13 protein-coding genes are annotated in these 12,375 nt (G+C 39.0%); 7 read left to right on the top strand and 6 right to left on the bottom strand.

Features of this window, described 5'->3' with window-relative positions; all coding sequences use genetic code 11:
- Position 1 precedes the first annotated feature (1 nt).
- Genes upp through TES1_RS09210 form a run of 3 tightly spaced genes read left to right on the top strand, consistent with a single transcriptional unit; the run spans position 2 to position 3,764 of the window.
- Positions 2-700 (top strand): uracil phosphoribosyltransferase, encoded by a 699-nt coding sequence (gene upp / locus TES1_RS09220; protein ID WP_042682151.1) that lies wholly within the window; start codon positions 2-4, stop codon positions 698-700.
- Positions 701-744: 44 nt separating this feature from the next.
- Positions 745-1,236, top strand: coding sequence for an Lrp/AsnC family transcriptional regulator (locus TES1_RS09215; protein WP_042682149.1), 492 nt, complete (start codon positions 745-747; stop codon positions 1,234-1,236).
- A 23-nt stretch (positions 1,237-1,259) separates the two neighbouring features.
- The gene (locus TES1_RS09210; RefSeq protein WP_042682147.1) at positions 1,260-3,764 is read left to right on the top strand and encodes a DUF5814 domain-containing protein; all 2,505 of its coding nucleotides are present in this window, start codon (positions 1,260-1,262) and stop codon (positions 3,762-3,764) included.
- Here the strand turns inward: TES1_RS09210 and TES1_RS09205 are convergent.
- Positions 3,761-4,555 (bottom strand): DUF63 family protein, encoded by a 795-nt coding sequence (locus TES1_RS09205; RefSeq protein WP_042682145.1) that lies wholly within the window; start codon positions 4,553-4,555, stop codon positions 3,761-3,763. The two genes, TES1_RS09210 and TES1_RS09205, sit on opposite strands and share 4 nt — an antisense overlap.
- A gap of 118 nt (positions 4,556-4,673) precedes the next feature.
- Between TES1_RS09205 and TES1_RS09200 the strand changes: the two genes are divergently transcribed.
- Both TES1_RS09200 and TES1_RS09195 read left to right on the top strand, forming a co-directional pair.
- Positions 4,674-5,048, top strand: a complete 375-nt coding sequence (locus TES1_RS09200; protein ID WP_042682143.1) for a hypothetical protein — start codon at positions 4,674-4,676, stop codon at positions 5,046-5,048.
- 63 nt (positions 5,049-5,111) lie between these two features.
- On the top strand, positions 5,112-5,762 hold the full coding sequence (locus tag TES1_RS09195) for a hypothetical protein (RefSeq protein ID WP_227738486.1): 651 nt from the start codon (positions 5,112-5,114) through the stop codon (positions 5,760-5,762).
- Here TES1_RS09195 and TES1_RS09190 read toward each other — a convergent pair.
- From TES1_RS09190 to TES1_RS09175, 4 genes are all read right to left on the bottom strand, one after another.
- Entirely contained in the window at positions 5,754-6,512 is a 759-nt protein-coding gene (locus tag TES1_RS09190) for an energy-coupling factor transporter transmembrane component T family protein (protein ID WP_042682140.1), read from the bottom strand. The genes TES1_RS09195 and TES1_RS09190 overlap by 9 nt on opposite strands.
- Positions 6,509-7,303: an energy-coupling factor ABC transporter ATP-binding protein gene (locus TES1_RS09185; RefSeq protein WP_042682138.1), complete on the bottom strand. Its 795-nt coding sequence runs from the start codon at positions 7,301-7,303 to the stop codon at positions 6,509-6,511. Before TES1_RS09185 ends, TES1_RS09190 begins: the two co-directional genes overlap by 4 nt.
- A gap of 71 nt (positions 7,304-7,374) precedes the next feature.
- A complete protein-coding gene (locus TES1_RS10755) occupies positions 7,375-8,739 on the bottom strand; it encodes a nuclear transport factor 2-like protein (RefSeq protein ID WP_051408217.1) in 1,365 nt (454 codons plus the stop codon).
- A gap of 97 nt (positions 8,740-8,836) precedes the next feature.
- Positions 8,837-9,589 carry a biotin--[acetyl-CoA-carboxylase] ligase gene (locus tag TES1_RS09175; protein ID WP_042682136.1) on the bottom strand — a complete coding sequence of 251 codons (753 nt, stop codon included), beginning with the start codon at positions 9,587-9,589 and terminating at the stop codon, positions 8,837-8,839.
- Between the two features lie 113 nt (positions 9,590-9,702).
- Between TES1_RS09175 and TES1_RS09170 the strand changes: the two genes are divergently transcribed.
- Complete coding sequence (locus TES1_RS09170; RefSeq protein WP_042682134.1) at positions 9,703-10,218, top strand: biotin transporter BioY; 516 nt, start codon at positions 9,703-9,705, stop codon at positions 10,216-10,218.
- On the opposite strand, the gene mobA is transcribed toward TES1_RS09170, so the two are convergent.
- Complete coding sequence (gene mobA, locus TES1_RS09165; RefSeq protein ID WP_042682855.1) at positions 10,215-10,820, bottom strand: molybdenum cofactor guanylyltransferase; 606 nt, start codon at positions 10,818-10,820, stop codon at positions 10,215-10,217. The genes TES1_RS09170 and mobA overlap by 4 nt on opposite strands.
- 113 nt (positions 10,821-10,933) lie before the next feature.
- On the opposite strand from mobA, the gene ppcA reads away from it, so the two are divergent.
- Complete coding sequence (ppcA, locus tag TES1_RS09160; RefSeq protein ID WP_042682131.1) at positions 10,934-12,364, top strand: phosphoenolpyruvate carboxylase; 1,431 nt, start codon at positions 10,934-10,936, stop codon at positions 12,362-12,364.
- The last annotated feature ends 11 nt before the right edge of the window (positions 12,365-12,375 follow it).

Here is a 12,375-nt window from a genome sequence, read left to right as displayed (position 1 = left end):
AATGATTGAGGACAAAAGATGGAGTGGTGTTTACTCATTTGAGGACTCCTCCTTTTTGATGGAGGTTCTTACAGAGCTTAGGGATAAAAACACGGACTCAATAGCATTTAGAAAAGGATTAGTAAAACTAGGAAGGTACATGGGATACGAATTAACGAAAACAATGGAAGTAGAGAAAATTAAAGTTGAAACTCCTCTTGAAGAGACGGAAGGTATCATTGTTAAGGATAGAAAGAACGTTGTAATTGTTACGGTCTTGAGAGCAGCAATTCCACTTATGGAGGGGCTGATAAAGGTTTTTGAACATGCTAGAGTTGGTATAATTTCAGCATCAAGAGGTAAGGCACCAAAGTTTGAGATAGAGATGAACTACGTTAAGATACCCCAGATAAAACCAGAGGACACGGTTATAATAACTGATCCAATGATTGCAACTGGTTCAACCTTGCTTAAGGTAATTGAAGAGATTAAAAAGTACGGGACTCCAAAGCGCTTGATTGTTCTCGGAGTTCTAGCAGCACCAGAGGGAATAAGCAGGATTAAAGAAGCATATCCTGAGGTAGAAATATTTGTAGCAAAGATTGATAGGGAATTAAATGACCACGGCTACATCTTGCCTGGCTTAGGAGATGCTGGTGACAGGGCTTTCGGTGCTCCCATTAAACTCTCTACTTTACCTCAAGTCCATACAATCGAATAGCGAAAAAATAATAACCTTTCTCTTTCTATTTTGTTTGGGTGAAAATGGTAGGCATAGACGAAAAAGATGAAGAAATTCTCAGGGAGCTCCGGAAGAATGGCAGAGCTACTCTGACAGAGCTAGGAAGAAAAATTGGACTTTCACCGGCAAGTATAAAGAACAGAATAGAAAAACTTGAGAATTTGGGTGCTATTAAGGGGTATTCTGCAATAGTTGATCCAACCTTTTTGAACGAATTTGTTCAGGCAATAATTGAAGTTGAGCTTCTCGTTGATAATGAAACTGTCGATAAAATGTTATACAACATAAGTCAGCTTGACAATGTTGTTGGAGTTTATAGAAAAACTGGAGAATTCCAAATTTTAATAAGGGCAAACTTTAAAGACGTCCCTCAGCTTAAAGAGTTTGTAAGGAATCTTTCTGCGAAATACCTTGGAAAGAACATGAAAAGGGCTAAAGTCTCAGTTATCATAGATGCTTTTAAGGAGAATGGGGTTGTCCTGTATAAGGAAAGGCGTTCAAGAAGGAGAAGGTAGTGCAATAAGTTCAGGTGATTTCAATGCTGTTTGTAATCAGAAAAGGCAGGAAAAAGAATGAGCTTGAAGCATATTACATTGCGAAAGAACCCGAGAAACTTTCTCAAATGCAGAATTTGAAAGCTGATAGGATTTATCGGTTAATTATGAGAGACAACCGTTTGTTTAAAGTTCTTGAGGGAAGCCAATATAGAAATCCTAAAGAGATTGAAAAGCTGCTTAGACAGGCGAGAATTGTTTTAGTAGATGCAGATGAGTGGGAGGGATATTTTAGAGTAAGGCTTCAAAATAAGAGGGTCGAAAAAGCTCACCTCTGCCGTTTTTGCCTCCTTAACGGAAAGATAACGGTATTAACTGAAGGAAATAGAATAAAATTCCATAGCGAGTACATATGTGAGAAGTGTGCAGAGGAAGAGCTTAAAAATGAGCTCCGGTATCGCTTTAGGAGTTTAGGAATGTTTGACCAAGCAAAGAAGCTTTTGCAACGATTTAGGGATTTGGATAAAGTTTTGATGGTTTTTGATCCAAGATTTGACCCAACTAAAAATCCTGAAGTTACAAAATGGGATGAGCTTAAGCCGAAGAGAATTAAAGTCAAAAAGCTAAGTATTGACGAGCTTAAAATTCCAGAAGAGTTCAAAGATGTGTTGAAGAAAGAAGGTGTAAAGGAGCTTATACCAGTTCAGAGCTTAGCTATTCAGCATGGTCTGTTAAAAGGAGAGAACCTTCTTATTGTTTCAGCCACAGCGAGCGGGAAAACCCTTATAGGGGAACTAGCTGGAGTTACTAAGGCGTTAAAAGGAGAGAAAATGCTTTTTTTGGTTCCCCTTGTGGCCTTGGCAAATCAAAAATATGAGGATTTCAAAAGGAGATATTCTAAGCTTGGCTTAAGAGTGGCGATTAGAGTTGGTATGAGCAGAATTAAGACTAAAGACGAGCTCGTCGTTGTGGATACGGGAATTGATGCCGACATAATTGTTGGAACTTATGAGGGAATCGACTACTTATTGAGAGCTGGCAGAAAAATTGGAAAAGTTGGGACTATTGTCATTGATGAAATTCACATGATTGATGACGAGGAGAGAGGAGCAAGATTGGATGGCCTCATAGCGAGATTAAGAAAGCTCTATCCAAAAGCTCAGTTCATTGGGCTGAGTGCTACAATTGGAAATCCTGAAGAACTTTCAAAGGAGCTTGGGCTTAAGTTAGTTGTCTATGATGAGAGACCAGTGGCTTTAGAGAGGCACGTCATTTTAGCGAGAAATGAAAGTGAAAAATGGCGCTACATAGCCCAATTGGCTAAAGCTGAGGCTATGAGAAAGTCGAAGCAGGGCTATAAAGGCCAGACTATAGTTTTCACCTTTTCAAGGAAGAGATGCCATGAGCTAGCTGCATTTTTAACAAGCAGAGGATTGAAAGCAAAACCCTATCACTCTGGCTTGCCTTATCATCAAAGAAAGCTCACAGAGATGGAGTTTCAAGCTCAGATGCTTGATGTTGTTGTAACTACAGCGGCTTTAGGAGCTGGGGTTGATTTTCCAGCGAGTCAGGTAATCTTTGAAAGCCTGGCAATGGGCAATAAGTGGCTGAGCGTTAGAGAGTTTCACCAGATGCTTGGAAGAGCTGGGAGACCTCTCTATCATGAAAAGGGCAAGGTTTATCTCATAATTGAGCCTGGGAAGAAATACTCAGCTCAAATGGAAAGCACGGAAGATGAAGTTGCATTTAAGCTGTTAACAGCACCTATTGAACCTGTTTATGTTGAGTGGAGCGATGAGCTTGAGCAGGATCAGGTCTTGGCACACTCATGTGTTTTTTCATATTTGGATGATATAGAAGAAGTTCAAAACAAATGTTTGGGCGCAAATCAAAGCGCTGAAAAGGTTTTGGAAAAGCTTGAGGAGTATGATTTTGTTAAACTCAGAGGTAAGCTCGTGAATGTTACACCTTACGGAAGAGCTGTCAGCATGAGCTTTTTACTGCCAAGTGAAGCTCAGTTCATTAGAGAAAACTTAGCTAAGAAAAGTCCAAGAGAGATTGCAATCACGCTTTTGCCTTTTGAAAATGTCTATTTAAGCGGAACTTTGCAAAGAGAACTGGAAGGGGCGGTTAGAGGAAGGCTGAGTGCTAACATCTTTTCTCCAAGCTTTGCTTCGATTTTAGAGGAGCTTGAAAAAGTTATCCCAGAGCTGAGTCCAAATGCTCAAGAGAGGCTCTTCACGATTTATCAAGATTTCTTTATGTGTGAAGAAAAAGAGTGCACTGAGTATGCGATGCATAGAATAAGCGACCGCATCATAGAGCTGAGGAGAGAAGGGAAGCATCCAACTCAGATAAGTGAGTATTTCAGAAAGATATATGGTCTGATTCTTTATCCCGGGGACATCTTTACGTGGCTTGATGGCATAATTAGAAAGCTTGAAGCAGTCGAGAGAATTGCAAAGGTGTTTAGGGTTAAGAATGCAGAGTTTGAGGCAAGGACTTTGAGAAGAGAGCTAGAAGAGGGGAGAAAGTTAAGAAAAGACTAACCTGCAAGCTGTAAAATCATCTGTGCTGGGTCTCTTATTGCTGGGCCTAGGCCGAGAATGTAAATTGCCAGATACCAGTATCTCCTTTCTTCCCCATCTGGTACAAGCCACTTGAGCCCATAATAAACGACTATTAGGATAAAGAGTATCCATGGGTAGTAAATGAATGCCCCAAATTTTGTAACGAGGATATTTTCAAGCCAGTGTACTTCTCTGTAGCCGTAATAGTGTATTGCCACAACTGTTGAACCTATGTCAAAGAGGTGAGCTAAGACAGGGTATAGGTAAAGCTTCTCAAAGGGCTTAAACTTGTAGAAAACAAGAACTGGGAGCACAAAAACTATCGTCCAGAAAATTGTAAGCTCATAAGGCTTCCAGCTTTTAACGTGTGTTACAAGGAGATAGTTTGCATACAATGCCAAAATTGTGCCCCAAGCTATTGTGACTTTTGGGTATGTTTTCAGTTTTGCATCAGCTATCAAAGCAGGAACAATCAGGAAAAATGCTGTGAAGAATATCCCAGGTGTTAAAATCAGAGGATTTGGCTTCAGCACTCCACCATCAACTAACGCTCTGACAGTTGCTCCAAAGACGACCATGGGAGTAACAGCCCAGAAGAGCTTTTCATCAACTTTAATCTTGAGAGGTTTGATTATATACTTATAGGAATATATGACACCTAAGCCTAGAAGAATTGCGTAGACGAGGGTGTTGTATGGATTGTATCCTTCCCTTGTGTACATAGGCCTTATGAAGTAAATCCATAAAAATTCCCTAATTGATTCGAGCATTTTAATCCCCTCAACACCTAAGGAAGAATGCTTAAAGCTTTTTCGCAGAAAGTTTCTTTGGAAAATTAAAAACCTTAATAAACTTTGAAGTGTTTATTTCAAAATAAGGTGATTTATGATGCCACCAGCTGGACCAATGGCAATGTTTGGAGCTCTTGGAGCTATGGCAATAGTTGTATTTTTGGTTGTGATAGCAATAGACTCAGTCTTCCTTTGGTTGGGTGCTAAGTTTGCAAAAATCGAAGATGCAAGCTTTGGAAAAGCTTTCATTGCAACACTTGGTGGGTTCATAGTTTCAGCCATTGTTGGTGCAGTAATCCCCTATATTGGAGGACTGCTTGGATTAATAGCATTCCTCTGGATTGTTAAAACAGTTTTTAATACAGATTGGGGCAAAGCGATAATAGCATGGCTCTTTGCAATAGTGATAGCCATAATCCTAATGATAATAATTGGTGTAATAGTTGGCCTTTCTCTTTTAGCCGCTCTTTGAAACTTTTTATTTTTTCACTATTTTCGCAAATTATAAATATTTGAATTTAGAATTAATCCTTTGATGCCAATGTTCTTCAAGCCAGCTGGTGAAGATAAGAAAAGAGTGGGTCTCATTGAAGAGCTTTCACCATTAGTTGGTGAGCTAGAAGAAGGGAGCATGGCGGCTGTAGTAACTACTGATGCTCTTGCACAGACAATTCTCCAGTATTCTTCTCTTGCAAATGCTCTTAACTCTGGAATAACTGCTTACTATCTTGAGCCAACCAACGGGTTCTCCTTGAAACTTCTGAGTAAGCTTTCTGAAAACACTGAGAACTTATTCCTGGGCAAAATTTACACTTTAGATGAGCTATCCTCCGCTTTGGAGCTTGTTGAGGATAATTCATTTGTCTTTGTCTCAAATTTCTCAATTCTTGAGAATCAGTCAAAGGAAAAGCTGATTAAGATGAGAAAGACAGTTGATGAAAAGGGGTTATTCTTAGTTTTGTCACATAATACCCTTGAAATAAACGAACTAGACCTAAATTCTGAATTCAGAAGGCTGTTCAGCATTCCCGAGCTGTTTGAACATCTCTTGGTTTTGAGGACAAGTGGATATAGGGGACATTACCGAATGAATATCAGCGTCCTTAAAGCTCCACTGGAATTTGTGAAAAATATTGGGGAGCACAGCATTCCAATTGACAAAAAAGCTAAGCTCTTTTTAGTATAGCTTCACATATCCAATTCCAAGCTGGTATCTTGCATATAAGGCTAAGCCAAACAGCAGAAACACAATAATCAGTGCCACATAGTCTTTTCTATTCATCTCGATTGTGTATAAGAAAGTTCTCTCTTTATTCGCCCCAAATGCTCTGCTTTCTAAAGCTATGCTCAGCTCGTGGGCTGTTTTTATTGATGCAATTATCAAAGGAATTAAGATGGGTACTGTCTTCCTAATCCTTGAGAAAAAGCTACCCTTTTCTAGCTCAAGGCCTCTTGATTTTTGTGCATCAATTATTGTCTGGGCTAAGTTAAAAAGAGTTGGGATGTATCTCAGAGCTATTGTGAGGGTTAGTCCAATCTCATAGGGCATTTTAAGCTTTATGAAGCCTAAGATCAGCTCTCTCTGGGTTGTTGTCATTAAAAGGCCAAAAGTTATCATGGCCATTGAAGCTAATCTTAAAGCGTATCCCAAGCCAATAAAGAGTCCAAATGTCTTTGGTTCTAAAATAAAAGGCCAGATCACGATTGTTATGATTATCAGAGGAGTTAGTGGCTTCAACACCTTTATCTGCTCCTTAAAGCTAATTTTTCCAAGGAATTTGAGAGAAAGGGAAAGCAGGGCAAAGAGTATGAAGAGCAGATACGGAGAATTAAAGAGAATCATGGCTAGAATGCCTAGAAGTGAGGAAATTATTTTGACCCTTGGATCTAAGCGGTGGAGGAATGAATCCCTCTCAATATAGAGGTTGTACATCATGTTCTCACCCTCTCTAAGAGCGAATTCACGAACTCATCAACACTTCTCACAAGGCCGATGCCAAGGGATTCGCTGATCCTAAGAAGTTCAGGCTTTTCTAAGTCGTAATTTCTCAAATTAAGCCGGAAGAATTCATCAACAGAACCGTCAAAAACTTTAGTTCCATCGTAAAGCAGAACAACTCTCTCCGCTAATTCTAGGACAAGCTCCATATCATGAGTTATCAGCATTATTCCATGACCTTCTCTCCTCAACTTTCTGATGACTTCCTTTACACTTTCAGCGCTTTTTTCATCTAAACCAGTGGTTGGTTCATCTAGGATAAGGTACTTTGGCTTCATTGCCAGTACGCATGCAATCGCTAGGCGCTGTTTTTCGCCTCCGCTTAAAGAATATGGACTTCTGTCTTCATAACCTTCCAAATTTACGGATTTTAATGCCCATCTTACCCTTTCTTCAATTTCCTCTTTGCTTAATCCTAAGTTTTTAGGACCAAATGCAACTTCTTTGAAAACGTTTTCTTCAAAGAACATGTGCTCAGGATTTTGAAAAACATAACCAACAATTCTGGAAAGCTCAGCAACACTAGCTTCTTTGGTATTTATCCCATCAACAATTATTTCTCCCTTCGTTGGCTTTAAAAGTCCATTGAGATGCTTTGCTAAAGTTGTTTTTCCAGAACCGTTAGGACCAACTAGGGCAAGGATTTCATTTTCAATAGTAAGGCTAACATCTCTCAGGGCAATTTTTCTGCCTTCGTAAATGTGCCAAAGATTTCTGACTTCAATCATCGTATCTGCATTTGAGCTGAGAGCTTAAAAAAGTGACTAAGGATTAACAAAAAGAGAAAAGAAGCAAAGAATCAACCGCTTATGGTTTTGAGCACTGATAGGTCAATTGTCCACCATTCTTCAATTATCTCGTCACCTTTGAAGTAAATCTCGTATCTCAATGGGATTTGTTTTCCTTCTTGTGTTGTTACTATGACAATTGCTTTTATTCCTGTCATGCCCTCTTCGCTTTTTGCGAGCGTTATATTGTATATTCCAACATCTATTACATTGGTCCCTGCAAAGAATTTGCTCCATGTTGCCTCTATCTCGCTTACTCCATTGTATGTACCGTTGAGCGGTCCTCCTATCCAGTAGAGGGTTGAATTCTCAGCATTCTGTTGCATTAAAGCCGCTAAATCATTGTCTTCCAACGCCTGCCAGTGTTTAAGGCCTCTTAATGAATAATCAAGCAGAACATAGGCTTTCTTTACATTTATGTAAGCCCTCCTCATATGTGGCAAAGCCTGTATGCGTCCCCTAATCGGATGTCCGTACTGCCAGCCTTTTTGGTAGTGATATTCTGCCAATGACTTGTATTCTCTCACTTGAGGCATTGTTGCATTTGTTATGTTGTACTGAGCAACACTCTCGTACATTTCATCGAATTTTTCGGTGTATTTGTTGTAAAGCATGTACCAGATGTAATTCATCATAGCGTAGTCAAAATACTCAACTTTTTTCTTAGCTGATAATTTCAGAACTATTTCTGAGAGCTCCATGCTTAGGAATGTCTGTCTATTGGGGGTTTCTGAATGCCAAGCGTCATAAGGCCCCATGTGAAGCCAATAGAATTTAATATTACTTTTGTTGACTTCAAACAGAGCAACAGTTATTTTGCTTTCGTTCTCAACTAATACTGCATACGCAACATCAAAGCGAGTCTTAAGCCAACTAATTTCTTCAATTTTCTCCTTATATATAACTGAATCACCTGATGTGACAACTTCAATGTCAGTATACGGAGAAATCCATTTCTGAGGGGAGCGTGATGTATAGTCCCATAGTACTCTATATTGATTACTTCCGGTAAACCAATAAAAGAACGGTGCAATAGCTGAATCTAGGGTTATTAAAAGTTTGCCTTTAAATTCAGTTAAGTTCTCTGGAAATCCAGTATCTGCAATAAGCAAGATATCATATTCATACCAGTCACTTGGAAGATTGCTAGCATCTGTTACAATGGTTACTTCAAAATTAGGATACTGAGCTAATATCGAAGAGTTCGGAAGTAGCCTACTTGCTGTTATTCCTCCTGTAAACCCTCCTTCTCTAGTGTATGCAGCAAACCAGAGGATTCTTATTTTGCTCTGGGCAGAAACTTCCGAAAAACTAACAAATCCGATGCTGCTCGCTAGAAATAAAAATATAATCGCTAAACTTACTATTTTTTTCATAAATCTCCCTCCAATTTCAACTGCTAAAGCAGTTATATTGCTTTATTCTATGCTCTCAATCTATTTTAGTAATGACAGATTACCAAATGTTAGAGGGTCAGAGATCATGTTCTTTCAGCTCTCTTCTAAGATTAGCAAATAATTTCCGCGAAAATTCAAGAAGATTAATTTCTTTTCCAAGTTCTCTTTTTAAAGAAGTTGCATTAAACTCCCCTGGGACTTCATTATTAACATTCACACCTATCCCAAGTATGAGAAAATCAACCATATCAAGTTCCCCTTCAGCTTCGACCAATAACCCAGAAACCTTTTTTCCATTGATAAAAACATCCCCGGCTTGACTAACTTGAGGAGTTAATCCATATTCTTGAATAGTCCTGGCAACTGCGAGGGATGATGGTATTAAAATCTTCTCAATCTCTGTGAGCTTAATCTTTGGTCTTAAGATTACAGAGAAGTATAAGCCCCCTTTTTGAGATACCCATGACCTTTTTAGTCTCCCTCTTCCGGCAGTTTGTTCTTCTGCAATTATAAAGGTCCACTCCTCTTCTCCTTTTTCAGCGAGCTCTTTGGCAACGTTCATGGTTGAATTAACGCTTAAGTAATAGTAGGCTTTGACATCTAGCTCCCAGGGATATGGTTTATTAGGCTCTTTCAGAAGTTTATATCCCTTTGGTGTCGATTCTATCTCATAGCCAAGCTCAATAAGTTCTCTCACGTGCTTCCACACAGCAACTCGTGAGATGCTGAGCGTTTCCCCTATTTCATCGCCTGAGACAACGTCACCTTCGCGAAGAGTCTTTAAGAGCTCTCTTTTTATTCTGCTATCTTTGAGCACTTTTCTTGGCATCTTTCTCACGTGATTTTACTATGCTTCAAGCGTTAAAAAGCATTTTCGTTAACCATAAAAATTTTAAAGTTAACCAAACGAATTAGGCCATAAAAACAGTGGAGGCAATTAAAATGAAGGCAAGGGAGATTGCTTACTCAGCTTTATTCGCTGCCTTAACTGCAGTTGGAGCTCAAATAAGCATTCCAATTGGAGAAGTGCCGGTAACTTTGCAGGTTCTCTTTGTTTTGCTCAGCGGATTGATTTTAGGAGCGCGTTTAGGTTTTCTAAGTCAGGTGATATATCTTCTGATGGGTGCTATTGGACTGCCTGTTTTTGCGGGACTTAAAGGTGGGTTTGTTTATCTCTATGGTCCAACGGGAGGATATCTAATAGCCTTCCCAGTAGCTGCATTTTTGGTTGGCTTGATAAGTGAGAATAAAAATGACATAATTGGTTATGTAATTGCCTCAATAGTTGGAATTTCAGTAATTTACTTCCTTGGTTGGCTTAGACTGGGTCTCTACTTCGGAAGAAACTTTGAAAAAGCCTTTGTAGTGGGTGTTGCACCATTTATAATAATCGACCTGATAAAAGCTGGGATTGCTGTGGTGGTTGCGGACAGGGTGAAAAAATCTGGGGTTATTTAAAGCTCTTTTCTTTCAAGTTTTTTGAGTGTTTCTTCAGCGAATCTCAAATCAAAGCTGCTCTTAATTTTAAAGAAGCTTAGCGTTACTTTGGGATTTCTCTTAGCTAGCTCCTCGATGCTAATTGTTTCATAGTCTAAATACTTTGCAATACAGCTCAGCTTTCTCTCGTTTTCTGCCAAGCAAGCTTCTAGTGCACTCTTTAATGCCTTTGCATCATAAAACGCATGTGTAACCTCTAATGTTCCATCGCTCCATGAAGGAATTAATGCATCGGCATCTGAATCTAAAAACAGTGTTGAGAGATAATTCACTAGGAAAGGCATTACTAGCGGCATATTTCCTTCAACAAGGAATAGCTCTTCAGAAGTTGGTAAAACTTTGTAAAGTGCTTCAATTTTGTTCTTCGCTTTAACTTCAACGGGATTTGAGATGTGGAGGGAGAATCTTCTCAACTGTCCTTTTCTTATTATTGTGTAAACTCCATCAATCCTCTTTGTCATTCTAAGCCTTTGCTCAACTATTCTAACTAGAGGTTCCTCAGCTAAAGGTATCAGATAGTTGTCCCATCTTCTTTCTGGGAATGCTAAAATATAAGCGCGCATGAAATACGGATATAATGAGAATTTAAAAAGATTTTTGTCAGTTTTCGTCATTTAATCAAAAATTTTTACAAAAAACTTAAATTAGTCACATTTGTGCATTTTTGGTGGGCAAAATGATACCAAGAACTATGAGCACTCAACATCCTGACAATGTGTATATACCTTTCTTTGCTCAGGAGCCTCAATTAAGTGGTGAGGATGAAATAATTGAAGCGTTTTATGCTTTCAGTGTTCTAGGAATAGAAGAACAAATGTGGGACTTCGAAGGAAAAGAGGTTGACGAGTTTGTTGTTAAAAAGCTTCTGGAGAGATACCCTCACTTCTTCCGAAAGCACAAGCTTGGAAGGGATTTTAGGTTAACTCCAAGAGTCCCAAATCCAAGTGTTGAGAAAGCCGAAGCAAAGCTTTTGCTTGAAACACTCGAAAGTATTCCCCGTTCAGCTGATTATTCGAAGATATTTTACGAAGAGGAGACTGCTCCGATATTTGAAGTTATCCTTCCAATGACAACTTCAGCAAACGAAATTAACAGAGTCTACGAGCTGTACAAACGTTATATTGTTGGAAAGCAGTACAAGAGGATCTACGACATAAAGCTCTACGAGTGGATTGGGGAATTCTTTCCTGGGGAGATTAATGTAATACCTCTCTTTGAAACAAAAGAGGCAATACTAAACTCAGCTGAAATATTGAGAGAGTACTTGTATGGGAAGGACTTTGAATACCAGCGTGTTTTCCTGGCAAGAAGTGATCCTGCCATGAACTATGGCCTGTTAAGCGCCGTTATCTATGATAAATATGCTCTCTTTAAGCTTCAGAAGCTTGAAGATGAGGAGAGTGTTGATATTTATCCGATAATTGGTGTTGGCAGTGCGCCTTTTAGAGGTCATCTTGTCCCTGAAAATGTTGACAATGTTCTGGAAGAGTATAGAGGGGCTCAGACGTTTACAATTCAAAGTTCATTTAAGTATGATAATCCACCAAAGGAAGTCATAAAAGCCGTTGAGAAAATTAAAAGCTCAAAGAGAAAAGAAGCTGAGCCAATTGATGAGCAAATCCTCTCAATTCTCCGAAAATATGAAATTGAATATTCCAAGCAGATTAAAGCTTTGGCAATGTTGATAAGAGAGGTTGCTAAGTTTGTTCCCTCTAGGAGAAAGAGAAAGCTCCACATTGGACTATTTGGTTATGCTAGGGACGTTAATGGTTTTGCACTTCCAAGAGCAATAAAGTTCACTGCATCTCTTTATTCCCTTGGCATACCTCCAGAGGTTCTTGGATTAAATGCACTTAGCGAAAAGGACATTGAAGTTGTGGGAGAAGTTTACAAGGGCATTTACAAAGATTTAAGCTTCGCATTCAGTTATTTCAACCCTAAATCAGCTGAGAAATTTAAATTCCTAAGGGACATTCTGAAAATGAGCCAATTGTTTGAATTTGAGAGAAATGAGGAACACTGTGAAATTACAAGCAAAATCTTGCATGGTGAGATTAATGAAGAGTTAATAATCAAAGCAGCGAGCATTAGGGGATTCTTGGGGTGATCATCAAGCTT

This window comes from Thermococcus paralvinellae, assembly GCF_000517445.1.
GTDB classification, from domain to species: Archaea; Methanobacteriota_B; Thermococci; order Thermococcales; family Thermococcaceae; genus Thermococcus_B; species Thermococcus_B paralvinellae.
Note: the sequence above shows the minus strand (reverse complement) of the source record. Positions and strands in the feature narration are given on the sequence as shown.

What these genes read in the sequence shown, in the direction of transcription:
- upp (WP_042682151.1), top strand. Translation starts at nt 2, where the DNA reads ATGATTGAGGACAAAAGATGGAGTGGTGTTTACTCATTTGAGGACTCC.
- TES1_RS09215 (WP_042682149.1), top strand. Translation starts at nt 745, where the DNA reads ATGGTAGGCATAGACGAAAAAGATGAAGAAATTCTCAGGGAGCTCCGG.
- TES1_RS09210 (WP_042682147.1), top strand. Translation starts at nt 1,260, where the DNA reads ATGCTGTTTGTAATCAGAAAAGGCAGGAAAAAGAATGAGCTTGAAGCA.
- TES1_RS09205 (WP_042682145.1), bottom strand. Translation starts at nt 4,555, where the DNA reads ATGCTCGAATCAATTAGGGAATTTTTATGGATTTACTTCATAAGGCCT.
- TES1_RS09200 (WP_042682143.1), top strand. Translation starts at nt 4,674, where the DNA reads ATGCCACCAGCTGGACCAATGGCAATGTTTGGAGCTCTTGGAGCTATG.
- TES1_RS09195 (WP_227738486.1), top strand. Translation starts at nt 5,112, where the DNA reads ATGCCAATGTTCTTCAAGCCAGCTGGTGAAGATAAGAAAAGAGTGGGT.
- TES1_RS09190 (WP_042682140.1), bottom strand. Translation starts at nt 6,512, where the DNA reads ATGATGTACAACCTCTATATTGAGAGGGATTCATTCCTCCACCGCTTA.
- TES1_RS09185 (WP_042682138.1), bottom strand. Translation starts at nt 7,303, where the DNA reads ATGATTGAAGTCAGAAATCTTTGGCACATTTACGAAGGCAGAAAAATT.
- TES1_RS10755 (WP_051408217.1), bottom strand. Translation starts at nt 8,739, where the DNA reads ATGAAAAAAATAGTAAGTTTAGCGATTATATTTTTATTTCTAGCGAGC.
- TES1_RS09175 (WP_042682136.1), bottom strand. Translation starts at nt 9,589, where the DNA reads ATGCCAAGAAAAGTGCTCAAAGATAGCAGAATAAAAAGAGAGCTCTTA.
- TES1_RS09170 (WP_042682134.1), top strand. Translation starts at nt 9,703, where the DNA reads ATGAAGGCAAGGGAGATTGCTTACTCAGCTTTATTCGCTGCCTTAACT.
- mobA (WP_042682855.1), bottom strand. Translation starts at nt 10,820, where the DNA reads ATGCGCGCTTATATTTTAGCATTCCCAGAAAGAAGATGGGACAACTAT.
- ppcA (WP_042682131.1), top strand. Translation starts at nt 10,934, where the DNA reads ATGATACCAAGAACTATGAGCACTCAACATCCTGACAATGTGTATATA.